We start from the raw sequence: 23,383 nt of genomic DNA on the forward strand, positions 1-23,383 counted from the left end.
TCAGTTTCTATGAAGGTCTGTATATGCCTTACTGCCAGCTCTTATAAACGAATCTGAGAGATTGCTGTCCACGCTGCATGGGCGCTGAGCTGATCGGCTCGAGCGTTGTGAGGTTCGGTCGTAGGACGTGGAAGGCATCGCCGCCAACCGTCCGCCGCGCAGACGCCGAGGCTGTGCCGATGACGAGGTATCAGGACCGGTCGAGCGGGAAGGCGCGAGCTGGGGAAATGGAGGTAAACCGCCGGTCGAAGGACCGGCCTGGGCGTGTTCTACTGCACTAGGAGACTGAGCGCTGCTTGTAAGTAGAGAAAGGGTGCGCCATCAGGGACTCGAACCCCGAACCCGCTGATTTAAGAGTCAGCTGCTCTGCCGAGCGCAGTGGTGCTAGATTGGTGCTATGTCGAATCTCAACCTTCGGCTACCCGACGACCTGCACGAGCAAGTCACCGTCGAGGCCGCCGCTGCCCACCTCTCGCTCAACACCGCCATCTGCAACGCGCTGCGCGATTGGGTGGCCGCACGGGCGCTGTCGCGGCGCGAAGACGCCATCCTTGATCGAGTCATGACCGAAGACGCCGCACTGCTAGCGATGATCAGGGACATGGAATAGGTGCGGCCCGAAGCACTCATCAAATGCAATCTGCGCGTCACTGAGGGCCGCGGTCGTGTTCGTGATCTCGGGCTCGTTGCCGCCGCCGCTACCCGTGCCGACGCTGTCGTGCTCGGCGAAGCGGCTTATCCCACACCGGAACTCAAAGCTGCCGCCGTTTTCCAATCCGTCATTCGCGACCAACCTTTCACCGAAGGCAATAAGCAGACCGCCTGGGTGGCGGTGCGACTGCTGCTCGGCTGCTACGGACTGGTTCCCGGTGTCGAGATGGGCGCGGTGGTCGAACTCATCGAGACCGTCGCCACACAACGCACCGATGTCAGCTGGATCGCCGAACAGCTCGCAGTGCGCCCTGTCCGCAACGAATAGCTGACTGCTGCAGTCGGTGTCGATGAGGGGTGCAAATGAAAAAAGCCCCGAGGTCTGGCGTCTCCGCCACCGTGTCGGGTGACCGCGGTAGCACCACCACGCTGGAGCGCAACAGCTTTCATCGAGGGTGGACCTGCTGTCTCGTGTTCGACCGACGTTCTCACGCCGTGTCGAGCCTGCCCATGATCAGTCCGGTCAGTGCGGTGATCGCGTCATCGGTGCTGGCTCGCTCCCGGTTCAACTCTGCGGCAATCGCTTCGGCTGCACCGAGCGCGCCGACGCAGTGCAGCCGCAGCGCGTCGGCGGTGAGGCTGGAGTAGGGCGCCAGCGCGGTGGCCATCAAATCTGTATAGCTGGCATACATGTCGTGCTGAATCGCTTCCATCTCCGGATCGCCCTTCAACGCGGCGGAAACAGCGTTGAACTCCGGCATGTCGGTGGCACATGCGAAGTAGGCGGCGCTGATGACGCGGGCGATTCCGGCCGCACTCGGCTCGGCTGTCGACAGCGCCTGCGTGGTGACAGCGCGGTGTCGTTCGTCGAGTCGCCGATAGAGCGCGAGGAGCAGGCCGGGGCGGGTGCCGAAGTGGTCGTACACGATGGGTCTGCTCACGCCCGCGGCCTCCGCGAGGGTGGGCAGGCTCAGTCCGTCGGCACCGGAATCGCGCACCAGTGTCAGCGCGGCGTCGAGTAGCTGTTCGCGCCGGGCCGATTTGGACAGCCGGGTCGGTGTCGTGGTCACTGTCATCCTCCTCTTGCGTTCTCGTCCCAGTTTAGCTACAAAGTGTAGGTTACAAAATGTAGCTTGATGGTGAGAGAGGAAACAATCATGGAGCAGAAGGCATCGGTCCTGATCTTGGGTGGATCCGGGCAGGCGGGTTCGGACACCGCGACCATGCTGCGCCGATGGCACCCCGAGTTGCCGCTGACCATCGCGGGGCGCAATCTCGAGCGCGCGCAGCAGGTGGCCGACGAACTCGGCGGCGCAACGGCGGTGACCATCGACCTGAATCGCAAGGATCTCGGACTGCCTGCAGGACAACAGTATTCGGCTGTTGTGGCGACGTTGTGGGACGCTCGCTTGAACGGACTGCGCTACGCACAGGATCACGGGTTGCCCTACCTCAGCATCTCCAGCGGACTGGTCGATATCGCCCCGGAGGTTGTCGCGGGCGCCCAGCGCGCCACCGCCTCGCCGATTCTGGTGGCCAGCCACTGGGCTGCGGGCCTGGTTACCCTCGCGGCCCTGGACGCGGCGCGCGCATTCGGTCGGATCGACACCATCAAAGTCGGCGCCATTCTCGACGAAACCGACGCCGGCGGGCCTGCGGCACTCGTGGATCTGGAGCGTTGGGCCGAAGCCGCACCCACCGGGCTTGTCCGCCGCGATGGTGTCTTCACCTGGGTCGCCGGCTCCGACATGGAGACCACCGTGCGCACTGTCGATGGTGCCGACCAGCCCGCCCAGTACATCGCCATCCTCGACGTGACCAGCATGGCGCTGGCCACGGCCGCCCCGAACGTCAGTTTCGCCTTCGCCATCGGGGAATCGGCGGGCCGGCGCGGCGGTGGGCCTGCTTCCGTCGAGGTTCGGATCGACCTCGAGGGCACCACCCCGGCCGGCGCCGCCCTCACCACGACTCGGACCTTTGTCCACGCAGAAGGCCAGCGGCCGATCACCGCCCTCGGTGTCGCCCTCGGCGTCGAGCGGCTGCTCGGACTTCGCGGTGAACCGGTGGCGCCGGGTATCCACACCCCGGAGTCCCTGCTCGACCCTGCCTACGTTGTCAAGCAGATGGCAGAGATCGGGATCGTGTTCATCGACGGGTAGCTGCTTGCGCGACCACAACCGAATCCAGCTCGGCCGCAGTATGATCCAGGACCACCGACAGGCCCCCGCAGCACAAAACCATGCGAGCGCCGCCGCAATGGGTGTGGTGGACTCCCCGACGCCCGTTGTGAGTGGTGACGCCGGAATGCCGACGGCAGTAGGGAATCAACCGAGCGTCATCGTAGATCCGTGCCAGCACGGGAACCCGAACCCGCTGTTCTGGGGAGGGCGGTTCCCGGAGCTTTCCACTGATGCTGGAAGCGTCTCTATTGCAACCGATTTCGAGTCGATAGAGTTCCCGGCGAATCCCGCTGATTACGGTGAATTCCGTTGCGAACTGCGGGACAAATGCGGGGGTGGTTCGAGTCGGTGCTGGTGGAACCGGCCTTCTGCTCCGGAGGCAGACTCGGGTTGGTTTTCGGGGTTCCTGGGTGATCGTGGTGGTCCGGCGTCCTGGCGATCCGTCCGACTCGGTCCAGCTTGATCCGGGGTCGTTTGCGGGACTTGTGACACCGTGGTGACACCGAGCGGTGGCCAGCATGGCGCCGATCATCTCGATGGCCCGGTGTGTCCAATCCTGGTTGCGGGTTGTTCCGAATGGGTGGTCGTACGGTGAATCAGACAGGCTGGTCCACCTACTACGGACGGGAACCGCTATGCGTATTGATCGTGCTCGTGTTGGTGCGTTGGCCGTGGCGTGCGTGTTGACTGGTGTGGGTTGGGGTGCTGGTACCCCGGTTGTGCAGGCTGCTGCGACTCCCACGTTGAAGATCGACAGCGTTACCTACATCAGCGAAAGCTATCTGGACGTGAGCGTTACCTATAGCTGTGCAAGTGGTGAGGCGGATGACGTGCTTGTCAAAGTTTTGGAGGATGAGCCCGAGATGTCCGCAGAGGAGAAGCGAGGAATAAAGGACGCTCGATTCGGAAAGGCCCGTGTCACGCCCACGTGCAATGGTTCAAATCAAACCGCGAAGGCGCGTGTCGCTTCGGGGGACCTCGCGTGGAGTCATCCAGGGGCGGGCGTTATCACGGTGGAGATGTCCGACGACAACGACACGATCGAATCGATTAGCCGCCGTCGCAGTTGGTAGACGGTCAGCGAGTCTGTTAACCCCGTCCCGGATAGATCGCCTATCCGCCACCTACACCACCCGCTTCCTCATACAGGCCGTCCTGTGCTGAGGGAGGGATAGTCAAGGGTGGCCATCGGCTATCGGCTTTGCCGACGCGACGTAGGAGCGCCCCTTACTCTCCCGGTGCGAAGTCAGATCATGGGGCCATGAGGAGGCAGGGCACCCAGCGCAACTACGTCGGTCTGTAGACGTAACCGCGGCGTCCTCCGCCCAGCCGATTCCGCGTGTGATCGTGCCCGGTTGCGGCATCACTGGATCGACTCGTTTGGCCGTGCGGGTCGCTGCCGACGCGCCGACGCTCCTGTTGGGCGGAGCGCAGCGGAGCCCGTTGCCGCCGTGCGCCCGTAGCGCGGCGGCGACGGCTCGTAGGGCCGCCGCTCTTGATCCTGTATGGCCAAATTCGGCAGCAACAGACTGGATACAGGCTCGTCGACCGTTTCCAAGGTGTCGGGACCGTGTCATATCCTCGCGCTATGAGCGATGAGACTGCGCAAGCACTGGTTGCGGCTAATGCCGAGTTGGTGGCTCGCAGGGCTGAGGCCGATATCCTCAAGCGTGAGTGTCTTGCAACCGTCGCACGCGGTGTTTCTGGGCGGGTAGAAGAATTCGTGAAGAAGGCGGCGCATCAACACCCTGAGGTCGCTAAGGAACTCGGTGCGGAGGGACTCAAGCGTCTTCGGCTGGAGCTAGCTGATGCATCAGCCGCGGTGGCGTCAGTGATCGACGCGGCAACTGAGCAGATCAACTGGCCGCCGAACGCCGGATCCAGTCGCGTACGAGACGACGACGTTCATTCGGCACTGTTCAAGTTCCTCTACGGCGAACGCCTCTGGTCTCAATGCGATCGTGAGGAACTACCGCCTTGGGGGAGGCGAGTACGACAAGATCCTGCCGCAGAACCTCTACAACCGGAACCAGTTTGCGGAGGTGGCTGAGGCGCTAACGTCTGTAGCGCTTGCAGAGAAGGCTCTCGCTGCCGCGCAGAAGGCCAACGATCGGGACATCGTCGACTCCTTGTGGGACGGCGAGTAGAGCTAGCCCAAGGGTTCTGACGTCGATATGGATCCGCCTATCGGCGGTTGTCCGGGTGTCGGTGTGCGGCGAAATCCACCAAGTGATCGCGGAAGCGCAGGTACCCCGCAAGAATTGGCTACCTGACTGGTCTCGTGCTGACGACTGAACGACGGACCGAACTCGCAACGCTCTTGGACGACGAGCAGCGGCTTCGGGCGGAGTATCCGAAGGTGGCGGGCTACCTGGATACGGCGCCGCGGCTATCCGGTACCGGCGACTCTGGCGCTGACTCGGCTTTCGGTCTGCGAACGGGAACTGTTGGTGCCTGACTCGTCTCCTGCGTTGGAACTGTTCGCAGGCAAGCATCCAACTGCGGGACAAGTGCGGGATGCCATCGATTCTGCGGTATTGACGGACCAGTCCGACGTACCGTGAAATAAGGAAAGCCCTGGCAGTTGGACTGCGAGGACTTTTGGTTGTGCGCCATCAGGGACTCGAACCCCGAACCCGCTGATTAAGAGTCAGCTGCTCTGCCAATTGAGCTAATGGCGCTTGCTCCGTGTTCCGGTGCGAGAGAAACCTTAACAGGCCGAGGCCGCAGATGTGAAATCGCGCCCTGAGCGGGGACGATGGGCCGATCGGGTGCGGTGTTAACAAGGCGAGTGGTTGTGCGATCTATCCCGTGTAACACCACTGTGTCGACGCGGCATTCGCGTTGGTGCGAGGTTCTCGTACTGGCAGAATGACGGAAGTGATCTCGGCCGCTCCGCGGGCACACAGCGGGGTGAGTAGTACGCGGTTGAGGTCCGAAGCATCGGTGCGCATCAGGCACCGAGTCTTGAAACGGGGTTGAGATGAGTGTTGGTCAGGGTCGACGGCGTTGGCTACGACGTATCGCCGGACCGGTCGCCGTGTTCGCGGTGGCGGCGCTGGCCGTGTCTGGCTGCTCGTCGTCGAGTGCGACGGACTCGTCGACGGTCGCTATCGACCGTAACCCGCTGCTCGAGTTGATCAAGCCGAAGCTGATGTCGCCGATCAAGGACGGCGAGGTCGGTGTTTCGCCGGGTGTGCCGCTGGCGTTCCACGTGGAGGACGGCCGGTTCACCTCGGTGAGTCTGGTGAACGCGCAGGACAAGCCGGTCGGCGGCAAGCTGGCCGGTGACGGCCGGTCGTGGGAGACCACCGAGGTGCTCGGCTACGGCAAGTCTTACCGCTTGAAGGCCGACGCGGTCGGTCTCGGCGGCGCGAACTCGACCGTGTTGAACTTCACCACCAGTTCGCCGAACAGCCAGACCAAGCCGTATCTGTTGCCTGGCGAGGGCGAGGTGGTCGGCGTCGGCCAACCGGTGGCGATCCAGTTCGACGAGAACATCCCGGACCGCAGGGCCGCGCAGGATGCGATAAAGATCACTACCGAGCCTGCGGTGGAGGGCGCGTTCTACTGGGTGAACAACCGCGAGGTCCGGTGGCGCCCTGAACATTTCTGGGCGCCGGGGACCAAGGTCACCATCAACGTGAACGTCTATGGGCGTGATCTCGGCAATGGTCTGTTCGGCCAGGACAACATCCAGTCGCATTTCCTCATCGGTGACGCGACGATCTTCACCGCCGACGACAACACCAAGCAGGTGGTGGTCGAGCAGAACGGTCAGGTCGTGCGCACGATGCCGACGTCGATGGGCAAGAGCAGCACGCCGACCGACAACGGCGTCTACATTGTCAGCGACCGGTTCGACAAGATCATCATGGATTCGTCGACCTACGGCGTCGCGGTGAACTCGCCGGACGGCTACAAGACGCCGGTCGACTACGCGACCCGAATCTCCTACAGCGGCATCTTCTTCCACTCCGCGCCGTGGTCGGTGGGTCAGCAGGGCTACAGCAACACCAGCCACGGCTGCCTGAACCTGAGCCCGGCCAACGCGCTGTGGGTCTACCAGAACGCGAAGCGCGGCGACATCACCATCGTCAAGAACACGGTCGGCGGAACCCTTTCCGGCGTGGACGGTTTGGGTGACTGGAACATCCCGTGGCCGGAGTGGAAGGCGGGTAACGCCGATCCGCGTTGAGCCACAACGAAAACGGGCCACCAGTGCGAACTGGTGGCCCGTTTCGTTGCTCAGGGGAGCTTGGTGCAGCCCAGGTGCGCGTCGCCGATGAGCGCCATTGCGCTGCCCACCGCCAGGCAGGCAATCCCCGCCGATCCGGTGACGACGACGCCGCCCGCCGATCCGGTCGATTCCGAGCCGGAGCTCGACATCGACGGGAGCCCGATCCCCGCGTCGGCTGTGCCTGCTCCGGTGAGGAGGGTGGCGCCGACGAACGCTGTGAGTACCGCGGAACGCATCACGACCTGTGTCTTTCTGGTCAACCGGGTGGTGTTCCAGCGACACCGCCCACGCGCCGGAGTTTACGGAGCGGCGACGTGATCCGGCGGGCAATCGGAATAAGAACGTTTCACATCGTGACGTGGGAAATAAAAAGCCCGGGAGGTCCGATTTCTCGGATCCGCCCGGGCTGCTGGGGTGACCGACGGGACTCGAACCCGCGACACCCAGGATCACAACCTGGTGCTCTACCAGCTGAACTACGGTCACCATCACCGGTTGAACACCGGCGCCGTCGATATTAGCGTGTCACCCCTTTGTCTCCCTAATCGGTTTCCGGCACGCCGTTGACCTGCGCCGATTCGACGGCTTCCGCGTTGCTGCTGATCTCGGCGGCGACGGTCGCGATCTCTGTGGTCGACGGGCCGGGCGGCGCGACGAACGCGGTGCGCCGGTAGTACTCCAGCTCGCGGATGGATTCCTTGATATCGGCCAGCGCGCGATGGGTCAGGCCCTTCTCCGGCTGGCCGAAGTAGATGCGCGGGTACCAGCGACGGCACAGCTCCTTGATCGAGCTCACGTCGATCATCCGGTAGTGCAGGTGGGCATCCAGCGTCGGCATGTCGCGGGCGATGAAGCCGCGGTCGGTCGCGATCGAGTTACCGGCCAGCGGGACCGTGCCAGGGGTCGGCACGTACTGGCGGATGTAGTCGAGCACCTGCTGCTCGGCCTCGGCCATGGTGACGGTGGAACGCCGCACCTCCTCGGTCAGGCCGGAGCGCTCATGCATATCGACGACAACGGCGGGCATGGCGGCCAGCGCCGCGTCGTCGGCGTGGATCACCACGTCCACGCCATCGCCGAGGATGTTGAGATCGCTGTCGGTCACGAGCGCGGCTACCTCGATCAGCTTGTCGCTGTCCAGGCGCAGCCCCGTCATCTCGCAATCCATCCACACCACGTATTTATCCGACACGCGAGCAACATTAGCTGTGTCGAATACCGCGCGCCTGCGCCGCCGCGTGTTCGCGGCGCGCGATCATCCGACAGGCGGTCCGGAAGGCCCATCTCGCGCACGTTTCGCCGACAGCAGCCGCCCAGCGACCGGCATGGAGTCCATCGCAGACGAAAGTGCCGTGCGGCGATAGAGTTTGTCCTGATCGGCACAGCGTTTTCGGTACGACAGCAAACACTGCGTTAGCAGTTTCGAGTCAGACCAGACGGAGGACGTGCGATGACCACCCCCCAGGAGAAAGCTGCCGCGGCCCGTAAGGCTGCCGAGGATGCGGCGAAGGTTGCTGCGGAGGCGGCGGCCGCCGCGGAGGCCGCGGAGCGTGAGCTTGCCGCGCAGCAGGACGGCGAGAGCGGGGCGCACGCGTCCGCGAAGGCCGAGAGCGCGGCGGCCAAGGCCGACCAGACCGCTGCTGCTGCCGCCGAAGCGGCCACCAAGGCGGACCAGAAGGAAGCCGACGCCAAAGACAAGGCGGCGCAGGCCGGCGCCAAGGGCTCGGCGGCCGCCAAGGAGATCGCCGCGGGCTACGCATTCGACGGGGTGGCACTGGAACTCGGCACCGTCGTGGTCGATGACGAGGTGGATCCCACTGCGCGCGTGCGCATTCCGATGCGCACCATGAACAGGCACGGGCTGGTGGCAGGTGCGACCGGCACCGGTAAGACGAAGACACTGCAGGGCATCGCCGAACAGCTTTCGCGCGCAGGCGTTCCCGTGGTGCTCGCCGATATCAAGGGCGACCTCTCCGGTCTTTCGCAACCCGGTCAAGCCAACGACAAGCTGAGCGCCCGTGCCGCCGAAACGGGCGCCGACGACTGGACGCCCACCGGCTACCCGACCGAGTTCGTCTCGCTCGGCACCAACGGCATCGGCGTTCCGATCCGCGCCACCATCACCTCGTTCGGTCCGGTCTTGCTCAGTAAGGTGCTCGGGCTCAACGAGACTCAGGAATCCACCCTCGGCCTGATCTTCCACTGGTCGGACAAGAACGGCCTCGCGCTGCTCGACCTGAAGGACCTGCGCGCGGTGATCACCCACCTCACCAGCCCCGAGGGCAAGGAAGACCTCAAGGGCATCGGCGGCGTCTCGGCGGCCACCGCGGGCGTGATCCTGCGGTCGCTGGTGAATCTGGAGGCCGACGGCGGCGACACGTTCTTCGGTGAGCCGGAATTGGATCCGAGCGATCTGGTGCGCGTCACGGGCGGCCAGGGCGTCATCACGCTGTTCGAGCTCGGCGCGCAGGCGTCGCGGCCGGTGATGTTCTCCACCTTCCTGATGTGGGTGCTCGCCGACCTGTTCCAGACGCTGCCCGAGGTGGGCGATATCGATAAGCCCAAGCTGGTCTTCATCTTCGACGAGGCGCATCTGCTGTTCGCGGATGCGTCCAAGGCGTTCCTGGACCAGGTGGAGCAGACCGTCAAGCTGATTCGCTCCAAGGGCGTCGGCGTGTTCTTCTGCACCCAGTTGCCCACCGACATCCCGAATCCGGTGCTGTCCCAACTGGGTGCGCGCATCCAGCACGCCTTGCGCGCCTTCACCCCGGACGATCAGAAGGCGCTGTCCAAGACCGTGCGCACCTATCCCAAGACCAGCACCTACGACCTGGAGAAGGCGCTCACCTCGCTCGGCACCGGCGAGGCGGTGGTGACGGTGCTCTCCGAGAAGGGCGCGCCGACACCGGTGGCGTGGACCAGGATGCAGCCGCCCCGCTCGCTGATGGACACCATCGGCGACGACGCGATCAAGTCGCGGGCGCTGTCCAGCTCACTGCACGGTAAGTACGGCCAGACCATCGATCGGGAATCGGCCTACGAGATTCTCGCGGCGAAAGTCGCTGCGGCGGACCAGAGCTCGGAGCCTGCTCCGGCACCGGGCCGGTCGCCGAAGGCCGAGGATTCGACCGCGGAGCGGATCATGAAAAACCCTGCGGTGAAAAGCTTCCTGCGTTCCGCCGCCACCGCGGCAGGCCGGGAGATCAGCCGCAGCATCTTCGGCACCAGGAAGCGCTGAGCGCCGTTCTGGAGTTGGTCGACTGATCACTGGGTACTGGTGTAGGCATCGCCCGAGAAGCCACCTACACCAGTACCCCCTCGGCGTGAGCGCCCCTCCGAGATCCGCAGGGGCGGGGTCCGCCGGCTCAGCTGGCGTCGCGGTCCAGGAAGTCTGGCTCGCGGTGGACGAGCTGGGCGTACTGGCCAGCGCGCACCGCAATGACGCGGGTGCGGGTGGTGCTGTGGTGGTAGGCGCCGGTGCATGGGACGGCGAGCAATTCGCCGGGTCGCAGGTCGGCCGGGAGCCGAACACCGGTGGCGAGGATGACATCACCCGCGCGCCCGGCGACGGTCGCTGTCACCTGCGGGCCGGTCGCTCGGCGATTCGCGACGACCATTCCGGCGCCGTCACCGCTCCGAGCGCGGGCCGCGCTGTCGATGACAACGGAGACGTGTCCGCCGTCGCTGTGTTTGACCGACATCACCCGATGCAGGGTCACGCCCGCGCGCGCCACGATCCCGCGCCCCGGTTCCAGCGCGACGTTCGGTCGAGGGAAATGCTGACGTGCACATCCCGCGTCGAGCGCATCCTCGATAATCGCGGACAGCTCAGGAAGATTCATCTCCGCATCACCGCTGCGGTAGGCGATCGCGTGCCCGCCGCCGAGGTCGAGATCGGTGAGCAGCCGATCATGGTCGTGCCGAACCTGCGCCATCTCGGCGATCATCCGGCGGATCGCCTCCCCGTAGTGATCCGGGTTGTAGAGCTGCGATCCGAGGTGACAGCTGAATCCGATCAGCTCGAGCGTCGGCGCGGCCAGCACCTGCGCGACGGCCGCCGCGGCAGGCGTGCCGAGCGCGAAGCCCGCCGCGCTCTGCCGCGTGTCCCGCTCGATGCCGGGATCCAGGCGCAGCAGCACTCGCTGCGTCCGGGTGGCGACAGACGCGAGCACATCGATCTCGGCGAGTGAGCCGAGGACGATCCGGTTGACCCGCTGCGTGACCGCGGTGGCCAGCTCCTCGCGCGATAATCCGGTGGCGTGCAGGATGATTCGCTTCGGGTCGACTCCGGCCGCTAGCGCGGCGGCCAGCTCGCCGGACGAGTGGACTGCCATCGACAGGCCTTCGTCGGTGACCCAGTCGGCAACCACACCGATCAGCAACGCCGTTGCGGCGTAGGCGATCTCGGCCTCGGGGAAGGTCTTGCGATACGCGCGGCAGCGCAGCCTGACCTCGTGCTCATCGACCACCCGCGCCGCGGTGCCATAGGTTTCGGCGATGTCGGCGAGCGCGACGCCACCGACCATGATGCGGCCGTCGGCGTCGTACCTCGCGCCGTGTGGCCAGATCGCGGAGTCCAGGTGCGCGGTCGTTCCCGACCGTACCGGCGAGAAGAAGTCCACTAACGTCACGGGTGCTCTCCTGATCCGCTCCCCGCTTTCTCTCTCTGCGGGGCCTATCCAGACTTACGCCACCGGATGCGGCGGCGACAGTGGGTTTTGCGCGATGTTGACCGCGCGCATTCCGATCTTGACGGATCGCTGACGGTGCCTGCCGCGCGCGGAGAATTCGTCGCGCGGCAGGCATGCCCGATCTGCCGACTATGCGTGATCCGCGGCGCGTTGCCGCGGATCCGCGGTGCTCAGCAGCCGACGTCGCGGCTCAACAGATCCGCGGTGGTCTCCCTGCGCACCAACTCCCTGCACTGCCCGTGCCGCACCGCGACGATCGGCGGACGGCCGACGCTGTTGTAGGACGAGGCCAGGCTGTGGTGGTAGGCGCCGGTGCACGGCACCGCGAGCACCTCGCCGGGTCGCAGGTCGACCGGCAACTGCACGTCGGTCGCCACGATGTCGCCCGCCTCGCAGAAGCGTCCGGCGACGGTCGCGGTCATGCTCGTGCAGGTGGGGTGCCGGTTGGCGACGACAACGCTGTAGCGCGCGCCGTACAGTGCGACGCGCGCGTTGTCGCCCATGCCGCCGTCGACGGTGACGTAGGTGTGCCCGCCGTCGATGTGCTTGACCGACAGCACTCGGTACAGCGTCACGCCCGCGCGGGCGACGATGGCCCGGCCGGGTTCCAGCGAGATGTGCGGGCGCGGGAAGTGCTGCCGCGCGCAGGCCGCGTCGAGGGCGTCCTCGATGATGGCGGCGAGGTCGGTCAGGTTCATCTCCAGGTCGCCGGTGCGATAGGCGACCGCGTGCCCGCCGCCGAGGTCGAGCTCAGTCAGCAGGTAGTTGTGTTCGAGCCGGATCCGCGCCATCTCGGCGACCATCCGGCGCACGGCCTCGCCGTAGTAGTCCGGGTCGTGGATCTGGGACCCGAGATGGCAGTGCAGGCCGACCAGGTTCAGCTTCGGCTGGCGCAGGATGCGCGCGACCGCCTCGGAGGCGGCGGGTCCGCCGATCGGGAACCCGAACTTCTGGTCGGTGACCCCGGTCTTCACCGCGGGGTGCCCGTGCACGTCGATGCCGGGGGACAGGCGAAGCAGCACGTTCTGCGAATCGGTGACCAACGCCGAGAGCAGCGTGATCTCGGCCAGCGAGTCGACCACGATCCGGCCGACACCGGCCTTGACCGCGGCGGTCAGTTCGTCGAAGGATTTTCCGTTGCCGTGCATGATGATTCGGCGCGGGGCGACGCCGGCCGCGAGTGCGATGGCCAGCTCACCGGACGAGCAGACATCGACCGACAGTCCCTCCTGGGTGACCCAGTTGGCGACCGCCCTGATCATCATGGCCTTGCCCGCGTAGAAGATCTCCGCGTCAGGGAAGGCCTTGCGATAGGCCTGGCAGCGCTCCCTGACCTCGCGTTCGTCGAGGACATAGGTAGGAGTGCCGTACTGGTCGGCGATGTCGGCGAGGGCGACCCCGCCGAGCGTAATGCGGCCCGCGTCGTCGTAGTGCGTGTCCCGCGGCCATACAGCCGAGTCGAGGCGCGATGGCATTCCCGACTTCAATGACGGGAAAATTTCGAGCAGCGTCACGGTGTCTCCTGTGTGCGCCCCCGCTATTCCGTATGCGGGGCCGCTGTCAGGACTACGCCGATTCTCCCTGGTCAACTGTCCAGCTTACGGGTGCTTGACGAGCGGAAGGCCGATCTTGACGGATCGTTGACCAGGGAGTGAGCGGGGTCTCAGCTGCCGAGCTTCTTGTAGAAAGCGCCGGCGATCGGCGCGGTCATCGCCCGTGGCCCGTACTGGCCTGCCACGCTCATCCCCTTGCTGATCAGGCCGGGAACCACCCGCATCTTGTTGCGGGCCAGCGCGTCGATGGAGACCTTCGCGGTGTACTCGGAGGAGACCCACATGAAGTCGGGGACCAGGCGGTCGACGATCGAAGCGTCGGTCGGATCAGGGGCCTCAGTGCGGACTGGGCCGGGCGCGAGCAGCGTGACGTGTACGCCGGAGCCCTTGAGCTCGCCGCGCAGCGACTCGCAGAACGTGTTGGCGAAGGCCTTGCTTGCGGCGTAGGTGGCGTTGTTGGGGATCGGCATATTGCCCGCCGCCGAGCCGCTGATCAAGATGCCGCCCGCGCCGCGGGCGATCATGCCAGGCAGCACCGCGAGGGTGAGGTCGTGCACCGCGACCGCGTTGAGTTCCATCTGCGCGCGCTCGTAGGCCAGGTCGAGCTCGGCGACGGCGCCGAAGGTCGCGATGCCCGCGTTGTTGCACAGGATCGAGATGTCGCGCGCGCTCAGCTCCTCGACGAGCGCGCCGCGCTGGGTGCGGTCGGCGAGATCGACCGCGCGGACCTCGGCGGTGACGCCGTGCGCCAGCGTCAGCCGCTGCGCGAGTTCGGTGAGCACCTCGCCGCGGCGGGCGACCAGGATCAACGAGTAGCCGCGGGCGGCGAGGTCGGCGGCAAGCGCGGTGCCGATGCCGGAGGAGGCGCCGGTGACGACCGCGCGATTCTCGGAAGTAGGGGAGGGCAAGCTCACGCGAGGAGCCTATGCGATCTGAGACACCGACCGGCACCCGTCCTCCGGACCAGGTGAAATGCTGCCTTCGAGCCGCGCTCTGGCGTCCTTCGGCGGATGCCGAGCTGGCCTGCTAGCGCGCTTCGGGGTCGAGCGCGAGCGCCGAGCGGCCGCCGTCGACGGGCAGCACCGCGCCGTTGACGAAGCTCGCGTTCGGCGAGAGCAGGTACTCGACGGCCGCGGCGATTTCGTCGGTGGTGGCGACCCGGCCGATCGGGTGCAGCTCCGCCATCTGCTGCTCGACCCGCGCCGCCACCGAAGGATCAAGGCTCGCAAGGAATTCGGCGTACCGCTCGGTGGCCACCGAGCCGGGCGCGACCGCGTTCACGCGAATGCCGCGCGCGCCGTACTCGACCGCGAGCGCGCGGGTGAGTCCTTCGATCGCCGCCTTGGCGGTGCTGTAAGGCAGCGCACCCGGCACGGCACGCTGCGCTTGGTGCGAGGTGATGTTGACGATCGCCCCGTTGGTGCCCGCGCGCAGGAAGCGCCGCACCGCCGTGGTGCAACCGACAACCGGCGGAGCAAGATTCGCCGTGATCAGCCCGACAATCTCGCCGGCCGCCGCGGAATCGACTGAGGCATCCCGGAATACGGCCGCATTGTTCACCCAGCCGGTCAACGTTCCCGCCTGCTCCGCCGCATCGGCGGCCTGTTCCGCGATCTCCGCGGCGGAGGCGTCGCCGATCACTGGAATCACCTGCCCGCCAGCCCATTCGAGCGCGCGAGCATCCCGTTCGACAGCAACGACGACGTTGTCCGTGCCGAGCAACCGCTGCACGATCGCCCGGCCGATACCTCGCCCGCCGCCGGTCACGACATAAGAAACCGTCATCCCACTGATGCTAGGGCTACCCAAAGACCATGCGGTGGCCCCGCGCGGTGTCCATGTATTCGCGCACGCGGTGGATCAAGCCGTCGCGGAGTTCGAAGATGAAGCAGTAGTCGTTGCTGTAGGCATTGCCGTTCGACAGGGTGGCGCGCATCGTCTCTTCCACGATGACACGGTCACCTTCGGCATAGAACCCGCGGAAGTCGATCGCGACATCCTGCGCGAACAGTTTCGAGAAACCGTTGGCGATGAAGTCGGCGATGGTGGCGCGACCCACCATGTGGTGCGTGCCGCCCAGGAAGGCCGCGGTGGCGTTCTCCGGTTGGGCGAGCCACTCGGCGTCCTCGGTGAAGAACGCGCCGATCTTGTCGAAGTCGTGTTCGGCGAACGCTTTCCACGCGTGCTGCACGATGGTCTTGTTATCCGGTGTCACCAGGTCGACGCTACGAGTCGCCCGCCGAAATGCTGGCGGAAATCAGACGAGGTCACCTGGTGCGCGCGCCGAGGCGACGCGCGCCAGGGTGATCCCTACTGGTCGTCGAGATGCGCGCGCCGCACCCGCTGCAGGAAGTCCTCCAGCGGAGCCTCGTTCGCGTGCTCAGGCAGCACAGACTTCGCGCTGTCGAATTTCTGCTCGTACTCCGCGATCAGCGCCTTGGCCGCGGCCTCGCCGGTTTCCATCGTCAACTGGCGGCCGAACTCGAAATATGGCTCCGGATCCGGCAATCGGACCTCGAGCACACCGGTCGTGTAGAGCTCGTACCCCTGCGACAACAGCCGCATGGTGTGCCTGGCGTGCTTGGCCAGCCGCGGATCGGCGAGCCCCTGTGTCTCGCGGCGGTGCAGCATCCGCCGGAATTGGGCCATCGCGTAGCCGAAATACGAGTGCCGAACCCGCTGCGCGGACAGGAAATTCGACCGCAGCGCCACCAGCTCAGCGCCGAAATCGTTGCTGACGGTGTAGTTCTCCAGCCACAGGATCTCGGTGACCGTCGGATTGCAGGCCAGGATCAGCCCCATCGCCTTGCCGACCTCGTGATAGGTGGCATCAGCGCCGTCTCGGCCGTGCCGCGTCCCTCGATCCCGGGTAGGTGGATGCAGCCCGAGAAGGGTCCTGGTCGGCTCCACATACACGCCCAGATAGTCGAGATCACTCGCCGGTGTGTTCAATCCATAGGCGTGCGACCCGACGACGCCCTCCAATAGCAAGTCGCTCATCGCGCATCCTTCCCCGCCGAATGCACCGAGTATCCGGTGCGTTGGCCGGAAGCGACAGCGAATTTCCCTTGGCACGCCCCAATTGCCCACCCGCACAGGTCGCTCGGTGTCGTTGCCGCCGGGCGACGGCAACGACACCGAGTCTGAGCTCAGAGCCGTGCGGCCAGGCGGGTGCCCTGATCGATCGCGCGCTTGGCGTCCAGCTCGGCGGCCAGTTCGGCGCCGCCGATCAGGTACAGGTTCACCCCGGCCGCACGCAGTTCGTCTTCCAGGTCGCGGACCGATTCCTGGCCCGCGCAGACGATGACATTGTCGACCGGGATCAGTTGCGGGCGTTGGCGTTTCTCACCGAAGCTGATGTGCAGGCCGTTGTCGTCGATGCGCTCGTAGTTGACGCCGCCGATGTGCTCGACGCCCTTGGCCTTCAGTGCAGCGCGGTGCACCCAGCCGGAGGTCTTGCCGAGGTCCTTGCCGAACGGCGTGGTCTTGCGTTGCAGCAGCACCACTTCGCGGGCGGCGGGGGCAGGCTTGGGCTCGGTGAGCTGGCCGCGCGCCTGTTCGTCGTCGGCGGTGATGCCCCACTCTTCCTTCCACTCGTCGAGCTTCAGCGTGGGATGTCCATCGACGGTGAGGAATTCGCTGACGTCGTAGCCGATGCCGCCTGCCCCGATCACCGCGACGCGCTTGCCGACCGGCCGTTCCTCGCGCACCAGCTCGGCGTAGGACAGCACCATCGGATGGTCGATGCCAGGGATGTTCGGGATGCGCGGCTTCACGCCGGTGGCGAGCACCACTTCGTCGTAACGGGCGATGATGAGCTCGGCGGCGGTCACCCGCTTGTTCAAATGCACTGTCACGCCGGTGATCTCGAGCATGCGGCGGTAGTACCGGATCGACTCGTTGAACTCTTCCTTGCCCGGAATGCGGCGGGCGATGTCGAACTGGCCGCCGATCTTGTCGTCGGCCTCGAACAGGTCGACCCGGTGGCCGCGTTCGGCCAGGCTCACCGCCGCGGACAGCCCGGCCGGCCCGGCTCCGACCACCGCGACGCGCTTGGTCCGGCGGGTCGGCAGCAGCTTGAGCTCGGTCTCGTGGCCCGCGCGCGGGTTGAGCAGGCAGGACACCGTCTTGTGCTGGAAGGCGTGATCGAGACAGGCCTGGTTGCATGCGATGCAGGTGTTGATCTCGTCGACCCGGTCCTGCTTGGCCTTGTTCACCCACTCGGGGTCGGTGAGGAACGGGCGCGCCAGCGAAACCAGCTGCGCGTCACCGCGAGTCAGGATCTCCTCGGCGATCTCCGGCATGTTGATCCGGTTGGACGCACACACCGGAATGTTCACCTGCTTGGTGATTTTCGCGGTGAACTCGACGAAAGCCGCCCGCGGCACCGAGGTGACGATGGTCGGCACCCGCGCCTCGTGCCAGCCGATGTCGGTGTTCAGGATGTTCGCGCCCGCCGCCTCCAGTTCCTTTGCCAGCGCGACGATCTCGTCGAAGGTCTGGCCCTTCTCGACCAGCTCGGCCATGGACAGCCGGAACACGATGATGAAGTCGGGGCCGACCGCGGCCCTGGTGCGGCGCACGATCTCCACCGCGAGCCTGCGCCGGTTCTCCGGCGAACCGCCCCACTTGTCGGTGCGCTTGTTGGTGCGCGGCGCGAGGAACTGGTTGATGAAATAGCCTTCACCGCCCATGATTTCGCAGCCGTCGTACCCGGCGAACTTGGCGAGCTTCGCGGTGCGCGCGAAGTCGTCGATGGTCTGCTCGACGCCCTTGGCCGAGAGCTTGCGCGGCCGGAACGGGTTGATCGGCGCCTTGATCGAGGACGCCGACACACTGCCTGGCATATAGGAATAGCGGCCCGCGTGCAGGATCTGGATGGCGATCTTGCCGCCCTCCTTGTGCACCGCCTTGGTGATCGCCCGGTGCCGGTAGGCCTCGGACTTGTTGGTCAGCTTGGCGCCGAAGGGCAGCAGCCAGCCGGTGCGGTTGGGCGCGTAGCCGCCGGTGATGATCAGGCCGACGCCGCCGCGGGCGCGCTCGGCGAAGTAGGCGGCCAGCTTGTTGGTGTCCCAGGCGCGGTCCTCGAGGCCGGTGTGCATCGACCCCATCACCACGCGATTACGCAGGGTGGTGAAGCCGAGGTCGAGTGGCTCGAACAGGTGAGGGAAGGAACTCATCGGCGAGTCTCTACTTTCTGGCGGGTTAATCCGCGGGCGGGGCTGTCGCGCGCGGCGTGAGGGCGTGCAGAACTTCGTCGCACCATTCGATGAACCCCGCCTCCACGCGGACGCCCGCGCGCAAGACGAGGTACTGGTGCAGGGCGGTACCGGAGAGCTGATCCGGTGCCGGGAAGTCGCGTTTCTCGATGAGGCGGTACACGTCGAGGCGTTGGGCGTGCTCGGCGCGATGCCGGGCGACCTCGGTGCAGAGTGCCTCGACATCGCCGTAGGCGGCGGCGCGGATCTTGATCGCGAGTTCGTTGCGTGGGGTGGAGGTGTCGCTGGGTTCGGCGATCCAGCGGGCCAGTTCGGCGCGGCCCGCCGCGCTCACGGCGTACACCTTCTTGTCCGGGCGACCGTCCTGGACCACCGACTCGCTGTTGACCCAGCCGGATTCCTCCATCCGCTTGAGCACGCGGTAGATCTGCTGGTGGGTGGCGCTCCAGAAGTAGCCGATGGACTTGTCGAAGCGGCGCGCCAGCTCGTAGCCCGAGCCGGCCCGCTCGGTCAGCGATACCAGCAGCGCATGCTCGAGGGCCATGTCGCTCAGATTAGCCGTTACAGTCGGTACTATGCAACTGATTGCATACGGGCGAGCAGGCGCGCCGACGCAATGGAAAGCGGACCGCACGTTGCCCACGTCAGGGGCGAATTCGCACTAGGCTGCGCGGCATGACCGAGGTGAACGCGCGGGCGACTGTGGGGCAGGCCGCCGGGCGCGGGCAAGTAGTGGCGTGGGGGTTCTGGGATTGGGGATCCTCGGCGTTCAACGCGGTGATCCTCACGTTCGTGTTCTCGGTCTATCTGACGAAGAAGGTCGGCGAGAATCTGCCCGGCTGGATTTCGCCGAGCGCCTGGCTCGGCGTGGCGCTCGCGCTGGCCGGGCTGGTGGTTGCGGTGACCGCGCCGGTCGCCGGGCAGTGGTTCGACGCGGCCGCGAAACGCAAACGCGCCCTTGCCGTGCTGACCGCGCTCTGCATCGGGTCGATGACGCTGATGTTCTTCGTGCACGACAACTACCACTATCTGTGGCTCGGGCTGGCGCTGCTTGCCTTCGGGTCGGCGTTCTTCGAACTGGCCGGCGTCCCTTACAACGCGATGCTGCGTCAGGTGTCGACGCCTGCGACGGTCGGCCGGGTCTCCGGATTCGGCTGGGCGATGGGCTATTTCGGCGGCATCTTCCTGCTGCTGATCTGCTACTTCGGTTTCATCTCCGGCGATGGTGACAACCGGGGCCTGCTCGGCATTCCGACCGACGACGGCCTCAATATCCGTCTCGTCGCCATCGTCGCGGCGGTGTGGTTCGCCGCGTTCGCGCTGCCCGTGCTGTTCGCGGTGCCCGAATTGCCGCGCACCGACGCCGATCCCGGTGCGGCGGAAGCGGGCTTCTTCGCGTCGTACGCCATCCTGTGGCGCGACCTGCGTGAGCTGTGGCGGACCGACCAGCGCACCCTCGGGTTCCTGGTGGCCAGCGCCGTCTTCCGGGACGGCTTGGCCGGGGTGTTCACTTTTGGTGCGGTGCTTGCGGTTCGGGTGTACGACATCGCCGATGCCGACGTGCTGCTGTTCGGCATCGCGGCCAATGTCGTTGCCGCGCTCGGCGCCATCGTCGCCAGCCGATTCGACGACCGCAGTGGCCCGAAGCGTGTCATCGTGGTGTCGCTTGTCGCCATGGTGATTTGCGGCGTGATCCTGCTCTTCGTCTCTGGTCCGTTGATGTTCTGGATCTTCGGCCTGCTCCTGACGATCTTCGTCGGGCCTGCGCAATCCGCCGCGCGGTCCTTCCTCGCCCGCTTGGCGCCACCCGGCCGCGAAGGGCAGCTCTTCGGCCTCTACACCACCACGGGCCGGGCCGTGTCGTTCCTGGCCCCCGCCTTTTTCGCGCTATTCGTCGTGCTCTTCGACAGTGACCGTGCCGGCATCATCGGCATCATCCTGGTCCTTGCCGTCGGGCTGGTCGCCCTGCTCCCGATTGCCTCGCCGGAGCCGACCGAAGTGGTCGGGACTCCCGCCGCGGGCCCGGAGGATCGGCTCTCCTGAATCGGCTTGGTGCGCCGGAATATCCGCGTACCACCCCTCGTTAAGCTTGGTATCAAGTAGTTTGATGACAAGCTAAATGAGGAGTTCGAGATGAGCGAGACCGGTGAGCTGTTCCTCTTTCTGGAGGAAGGCGCGAATCCCGAGGTAGACCGGGTGATTCAGGATTTCGGCGAGAGCGAGTCGCTGCTCGTGTGGGTACCGGACGGTGCCGCCGCCGCCGAGGCAGCGGCGGAAGCGGTGGCCGGAGGGGCGAAGCTGATCGAGCTGTACCGCGGCTTCGATCTCGAATCCGCCGGGCAGGTGATCGAGGCGGTGGACGGTCGTGCCGCGGTCGGCGTCGCCGGGTTCGGATTCGGCACCACAACGGCAGGGCCGATCCGCGAGTCGGCGACCATCTTCGTCGGCCACCCCAGCGCGGACCCGGCGGTCCACCGATTCGTGCGCGGTGGCAATGGCGGCGCGAAGACCACGGCGGTGGCCGTTCCGGATTCCGCTGCGGCCGTTGCGGTGGCGCGCGAACTGGTCGAGGACGGCGCCGAGCTGATCGAAATCTGCGGTGGCGCTTCGCTGCTCGCTGCGCGCGACGTGCGGGACGCGGTCGGCGACAAGGTGCCGGTGAGCCTGGTCAGCTGGCCCGTCGACTCACTGCAACGCGCCGCGGCGTTCAACGCGGAGTTCGACGCAACGCACTGACTGCCTGCGGATAGGTGCCCCGTCAGGAGGTTCGGTCGGCCCCTTCGCTGTGCAGCAGTAGCACTTTCAGCGAGGCCGCGAGCGCGTCGCGTTGCTTCGGGCCGAGTGGCTCGAGGAAGTCTTCGTCGGCGGCCAGCACGGCGGCCAGCGCCCGTGCCGCAATCTTCTCGCCTGCCTTGGTGAGGTGGATCCGCACGGCCCGTCGATCGTCCGGGTCCGGCTGCCGCTCGATGAAGCCCATCCGGTCGAGCCGGTCCAGCCGGGTCGTCATCGCCCCCGAGGTGATCAGCGCCGCGTGCGCAAGGTCCCTCGGGTTCGTGCCGCCTGGCTCGTTGCGCCGCCGCAGCGTATTCAGCACGTCGAAGTCGGCATAGCTCAGCCCGAGGGGCGCCAGCGCGTCGAGGACGGCCTGCTGCCCGTGCGCGGCACACCGGAACAGGCGGCCGATCACCTGCAAGGCGCTGACGTCGAGCCGCGCGTCCCGCGCGGCCCATTCGTCGACCATCCGGTCGATGGAATCCTGTGGCACAGACCGACAGTAGCCGCCCGGGTGCGACGCATGGCCACGCGCCGCACCCGGGCCCCGTACTACTGCGAAAGCTGCTTGACGAGGCGGTAGAGGAATTCGCGGCTGCCGTCGAGCCCGGCGATCGGCACGCGCTCGTTCACGCCGTGGATACGACTTGCGTCGGCGGATTCCATGAACAGCCCGCTGACCCCGTACATCGGAATGCCCTTGCTGCGTGCGTATTTGCTGTCGGTCGCGCCGGTGGACATGAAGGTGCTCACGGCGGCGGTCGGGAACATTTCCTTGGTCAACGAGGTGACGGTGGCCAGCACATCGCCGTTGATGGGGGAGATGCCGCCCGCGGGATCGACCTTGGGCGTGACGGCGAGCTTGTCGTCGGCCAGCGCCGCCTTGACCTGACGCTCGATGTCGGCCGGGTTGTCCTGGGGGAGGATTCGGCAGTTGACCGTCGCCTTGGCGCGCTGCGGCAGCGCGTTCTCGGCTTCGCCCGCGCTCACCATGGTTGCCACGCAGGTGGTCCGCAGCAGCGCGTTGTACTCGGGCACCGCGGACAGTCGATCCAGCACTTCAGGACTCGAATTCCCGGCGGCGGCCGCGCGCAGGTCGTCGGCCTCGTGCCCGGTCTTCGAGGCGGCGAGCGCACCGAAGTTGTCGCGAACCGCGTCGCTCAGTGACGCGGGAAAGCGATACGTGGACAGGCGATTCAGTCCGCCGGTCAAGGCGAAGATGGCATTGTCCGGCTTCGGCACCGAACTGTGCCCGCCGGGTGCTTTGGCCTCCACGTCGTAGATGGCGTAGGTCTTTTCGGCAACCTGCACGCCCTGCAGGGCGGGCTTGCCGTCGACGAGGAAGGCCCGGCCGCCCTCGTTGAGGCCGTACTCGGCGCTCATCAGGTCGGCCTTGTTCTCCATCAACCATTTTGCGCCGTTGTCTTTGCCTGCCTCTTCGTCGGCGGTCAGCGCAAGGACGATATCGCGCGTCGGCTTGAAGCCTTCACGCTTCAATTGGATCAGGTTCGCAACGAAGGCGGACACCATGGCTTTGTCGTCGAGCGCGCCTCGGGCGGCGTAGAAGCCGTCCGCCTCGGTGAGCTTCTTCGGGTCGGTGGTCCAGCCGTCTTCCTTCTTGGCCTCGACCACATCGAGATGTCCCAAGAGCAGCAACGGTTTCCGCTGCCCTGACCCGGTGAAGCGGAGGACGAGGTTGCCCTTGCGCTGCACCGGTTCGAAGATCTGGATATCGCCTTCGGCGAATCCCGCGTCCAGCAGGCGGCGCTTGACCACATTCGCGGCGTCCGTGGTGCTTCCGGTCGAATGCGTGGTGTCGGTCTCCACCAATTGCTGGTAGATCTCGTGGAAAAGCTTCGTATTGTCTTGCGTCCCAACACTCGACGGGCTCGGCGACGAGGTGTTCGACGAATCGGAGCTGCAGGATGTTGCGGTGAATGCCGCGATAAGTCCCAATGCGGCCACCGAAACGAATGTTTTGCGGCGACTGATGTTAGACACGCTAAAAAATTAGCACAACCAGCGTGTTGCGCACCGGGAATTCGGTGGACCGCGCTGCCGCTACCAGGCAGCAGGC

At 66.0% G+C, this 23,383-nt stretch carries 22 protein-coding genes and 3 tRNA genes; 9 read left to right on the plus strand and 16 right to left on the minus strand.

Annotated features, from left to right (window positions below):
- Positions 1–314: 314 nt before the first annotated feature.
- A tRNA-OTHER gene (locus NA11_RS01375) sits at positions 315–385 on the minus strand.
- A gap of 12 nt (positions 386–397) precedes the next feature.
- On the opposite strand from NA11_RS01375, the gene NA11_RS01380 reads away from it, so the two are divergent.
- Positions 398–610, plus strand: a complete 213-nt coding sequence (locus NA11_RS01380; RefSeq protein WP_069159838.1) for a toxin-antitoxin system HicB family antitoxin — start codon at positions 398–400, stop codon at positions 608–610.
- Entirely contained in the window at positions 611–979 is a 369-nt protein-coding gene (locus NA11_RS01385) for a Fic family protein (RefSeq protein ID WP_069159839.1), read from the plus strand.
- A gap of 160 nt (positions 980–1,139) precedes the next feature.
- Here the strand turns inward: NA11_RS01385 and NA11_RS01390 are convergent, their stop codons facing one another.
- Positions 1,140–1,721, minus strand: coding sequence for a TetR/AcrR family transcriptional regulator (locus tag NA11_RS01390; RefSeq protein ID WP_069159925.1), 582 nt, complete (start codon positions 1,719–1,721; stop codon positions 1,140–1,142).
- Between the two features lie 87 nt (positions 1,722–1,808).
- Between NA11_RS01390 and NA11_RS01395 the strand changes: the two genes are divergently transcribed.
- The 3 genes from NA11_RS01395 (at position 1,809) to NA11_RS44555 (ending at position 4,881) form a co-directional block, all read left to right on the plus strand.
- Positions 1,809–2,810 (plus strand): saccharopine dehydrogenase family protein, encoded by a 1,002-nt coding sequence (locus NA11_RS01395; RefSeq protein WP_069159840.1) that lies wholly within the window; start codon positions 1,809–1,811, stop codon positions 2,808–2,810.
- 656 nt (positions 2,811–3,466) lie between these two features.
- On the plus strand, positions 3,467–3,904 hold the full coding sequence (locus NA11_RS01400) for a hypothetical protein (protein WP_141717321.1): 438 nt from the start codon (positions 3,467–3,469) through the stop codon (positions 3,902–3,904).
- Positions 3,905–4,419: 515 nt separating this feature from the next.
- Positions 4,420–4,881: a hypothetical protein gene (locus NA11_RS44555; protein ID WP_141717322.1), complete on the plus strand. Its 462-nt coding sequence runs from the start codon at positions 4,420–4,422 to the stop codon at positions 4,879–4,881.
- Between the two features lie 558 nt (positions 4,882–5,439).
- On the opposite strand, the gene NA11_RS01410 is transcribed toward NA11_RS44555, so the two are convergent.
- A tRNA-Lys gene (locus NA11_RS01410) sits at positions 5,440–5,512 on the minus strand.
- Positions 5,513–5,814: 302 nt separating this feature from the next.
- Between NA11_RS01410 and NA11_RS01415 the strand changes: the two genes are divergently transcribed.
- Positions 5,815–7,029 carry a L,D-transpeptidase gene (locus NA11_RS01415; RefSeq protein WP_069159843.1) on the plus strand — a complete coding sequence of 405 codons (1,215 nt, stop codon included), beginning with the start codon at positions 5,815–5,817 and terminating at the stop codon, positions 7,027–7,029.
- 50 nt (positions 7,030–7,079) lie between these two features.
- On the opposite strand, the gene NA11_RS01420 is transcribed toward NA11_RS01415, so the two are convergent.
- The 3 genes from NA11_RS01420 to orn form a co-directional block, all read right to left on the minus strand.
- Positions 7,080–7,331, minus strand: coding sequence for a hypothetical protein (locus NA11_RS01420; protein WP_141717323.1), 252 nt, complete (start codon positions 7,329–7,331; stop codon positions 7,080–7,082).
- A 150-nt stretch (positions 7,332–7,481) separates the two neighbouring features.
- A tRNA-His gene (locus NA11_RS01425) sits at positions 7,482–7,557 on the minus strand.
- Positions 7,558–7,612: 55 nt separating this feature from the next.
- Entirely contained in the window at positions 7,613–8,263 is a 651-nt protein-coding gene (gene orn / locus NA11_RS01430) for an oligoribonuclease (protein ID WP_069159845.1), read from the minus strand.
- Between the two features lie 258 nt (positions 8,264–8,521).
- On the opposite strand from orn, the gene NA11_RS01435 reads away from it, so the two are divergent.
- The gene (locus NA11_RS01435; RefSeq protein ID WP_069159846.1) at positions 8,522–10,309 is read left to right on the plus strand and encodes a helicase HerA-like domain-containing protein; all 1,788 of its coding nucleotides are present in this window, start codon (positions 8,522–8,524) and stop codon (positions 10,307–10,309) included.
- A gap of 127 nt (positions 10,310–10,436) precedes the next feature.
- On the opposite strand, the gene NA11_RS01440 is transcribed toward NA11_RS01435, so the two are convergent.
- The 8 genes from NA11_RS01440 to NA11_RS01475 form a co-directional block, all read right to left on the minus strand.
- Positions 10,437–11,702: a diaminopimelate decarboxylase family protein gene (locus NA11_RS01440; protein ID WP_069159847.1), complete on the minus strand. Its 1,266-nt coding sequence runs from the start codon at positions 11,700–11,702 to the stop codon at positions 10,437–10,439.
- A gap of 230 nt (positions 11,703–11,932) precedes the next feature.
- A complete protein-coding gene (lysA, locus tag NA11_RS01445; protein WP_069159848.1) occupies positions 11,933–13,276 on the minus strand; it encodes a diaminopimelate decarboxylase in 1,344 nt (447 codons plus the stop codon).
- A 149-nt stretch (positions 13,277–13,425) separates the two neighbouring features.
- Complete coding sequence (cmrA, locus tag NA11_RS01450) at positions 13,426–14,229, minus strand: mycolate reductase (RefSeq protein ID WP_069159849.1); 804 nt, start codon at positions 14,227–14,229, stop codon at positions 13,426–13,428.
- Positions 14,230–14,341: 112 nt separating this feature from the next.
- Positions 14,342–15,100 carry an SDR family NAD(P)-dependent oxidoreductase gene (locus NA11_RS01455; RefSeq protein ID WP_069159850.1) on the minus strand — a complete coding sequence of 253 codons (759 nt, stop codon included), beginning with the start codon at positions 15,098–15,100 and terminating at the stop codon, positions 14,342–14,344.
- A 16-nt stretch (positions 15,101–15,116) separates the two neighbouring features.
- On the minus strand, positions 15,117–15,530 hold the full coding sequence (locus tag NA11_RS01460) for a nuclear transport factor 2 family protein (RefSeq protein ID WP_141717324.1): 414 nt from the start codon (positions 15,528–15,530) through the stop codon (positions 15,117–15,119).
- 95 nt (positions 15,531–15,625) lie between these two features.
- Entirely contained in the window at positions 15,626–16,315 is a 690-nt protein-coding gene (locus NA11_RS01465; protein ID WP_069159852.1) for a nucleotidyltransferase domain-containing protein, read from the minus strand.
- A 149-nt stretch (positions 16,316–16,464) separates the two neighbouring features.
- The gene (locus tag NA11_RS01470; protein WP_069159853.1) at positions 16,465–18,495 is read right to left on the minus strand and encodes an NADPH-dependent 2,4-dienoyl-CoA reductase; all 2,031 of its coding nucleotides are present in this window, start codon (positions 18,493–18,495) and stop codon (positions 16,465–16,467) included.
- Between the two features lie 25 nt (positions 18,496–18,520).
- Complete coding sequence (locus NA11_RS01475; RefSeq protein ID WP_069159854.1) at positions 18,521–19,078, minus strand: PadR family transcriptional regulator; 558 nt, start codon at positions 19,076–19,078, stop codon at positions 18,521–18,523.
- 131 nt (positions 19,079–19,209) lie between these two features.
- On the opposite strand from NA11_RS01475, the gene NA11_RS01480 reads away from it, so the two are divergent.
- Together NA11_RS01480 and NA11_RS43690 are read left to right on the plus strand one after the other, a co-directional pair.
- Positions 19,210–20,577 carry an MFS transporter gene (locus NA11_RS01480; RefSeq protein ID WP_069159855.1) on the plus strand — a complete coding sequence of 456 codons (1,368 nt, stop codon included), beginning with the start codon at positions 19,210–19,212 and terminating at the stop codon, positions 20,575–20,577.
- A gap of 90 nt (positions 20,578–20,667) precedes the next feature.
- Positions 20,668–21,270 carry a DUF6506 family protein gene (locus NA11_RS43690; RefSeq protein WP_084653891.1) on the plus strand — a complete coding sequence of 201 codons (603 nt, stop codon included), beginning with the start codon at positions 20,668–20,670 and terminating at the stop codon, positions 21,268–21,270.
- 22 nt (positions 21,271–21,292) lie between these two features.
- Here the strand turns inward: NA11_RS43690 and NA11_RS01490 are convergent, their stop codons facing one another.
- Complete coding sequence (locus tag NA11_RS01490; RefSeq protein WP_084653893.1) at positions 21,293–21,799, minus strand: MarR family winged helix-turn-helix transcriptional regulator; 507 nt, start codon at positions 21,797–21,799, stop codon at positions 21,293–21,295.
- 59 nt (positions 21,800–21,858) lie between these two features.
- A complete protein-coding gene (locus NA11_RS01495; protein ID WP_245745647.1) occupies positions 21,859–23,307 on the minus strand; it encodes a M20/M25/M40 family metallo-hydrolase in 1,449 nt (482 codons plus the stop codon).
- Between the last annotated feature and the right edge of the window lie 76 nt (positions 23,308–23,383).

The sequence above is a fragment of the Nocardia altamirensis NBRC 108246 genome, from assembly GCF_001612685.1.
Lineage (GTDB): Bacteria > Actinomycetota > Actinomycetes > Mycobacteriales > Mycobacteriaceae > Nocardia > Nocardia altamirensis.

What these genes read in the sequence shown, in the direction of transcription:
- NA11_RS01380 (WP_069159838.1), top strand. Translation starts at nt 398, where the DNA reads ATGTCGAATCTCAACCTTCGGCTACCCGACGACCTGCACGAGCAAGTC.
- NA11_RS01395 (WP_069159840.1), top strand. Translation starts at nt 1,809, where the DNA reads ATGGAGCAGAAGGCATCGGTCCTGATCTTGGGTGGATCCGGGCAGGCG.
- NA11_RS01400 (WP_141717321.1), top strand. Translation starts at nt 3,467, where the DNA reads ATGCGTATTGATCGTGCTCGTGTTGGTGCGTTGGCCGTGGCGTGCGTG.
- NA11_RS44555 (WP_141717322.1), top strand. Translation starts at nt 4,420, where the DNA reads ATGAGCGATGAGACTGCGCAAGCACTGGTTGCGGCTAATGCCGAGTTG.
- NA11_RS01415 (WP_069159843.1), top strand. Translation starts at nt 5,815, where the DNA reads ATGAGTGTTGGTCAGGGTCGACGGCGTTGGCTACGACGTATCGCCGGA.
- NA11_RS01435 (WP_069159846.1), top strand. Translation starts at nt 8,522, where the DNA reads ATGACCACCCCCCAGGAGAAAGCTGCCGCGGCCCGTAAGGCTGCCGAG.
- NA11_RS01455 (WP_069159850.1), bottom strand. Translation starts at nt 15,100, where the DNA reads ATGACGGTTTCTTATGTCGTGACCGGCGGCGGGCGAGGTATCGGCCGG.
- NA11_RS01465 (WP_069159852.1), bottom strand. Translation starts at nt 16,315, where the DNA reads ATGAGCGACTTGCTATTGGAGGGCGTCGTCGGGTCGCACGCCTATGGA.
- NA11_RS01470 (WP_069159853.1), bottom strand. Translation starts at nt 18,495, where the DNA reads ATGAGTTCCTTCCCTCACCTGTTCGAGCCACTCGACCTCGGCTTCACC.
- NA11_RS01475 (WP_069159854.1), bottom strand. Translation starts at nt 19,078, where the DNA reads ATGGCCCTCGAGCATGCGCTGCTGGTATCGCTGACCGAGCGGGCCGGC.
- NA11_RS01480 (WP_069159855.1), top strand. Translation starts at nt 19,210, where the DNA reads ATGACCGAGGTGAACGCGCGGGCGACTGTGGGGCAGGCCGCCGGGCGC.
- NA11_RS43690 (WP_084653891.1), top strand. Translation starts at nt 20,668, where the DNA reads ATGAGCGAGACCGGTGAGCTGTTCCTCTTTCTGGAGGAAGGCGCGAAT.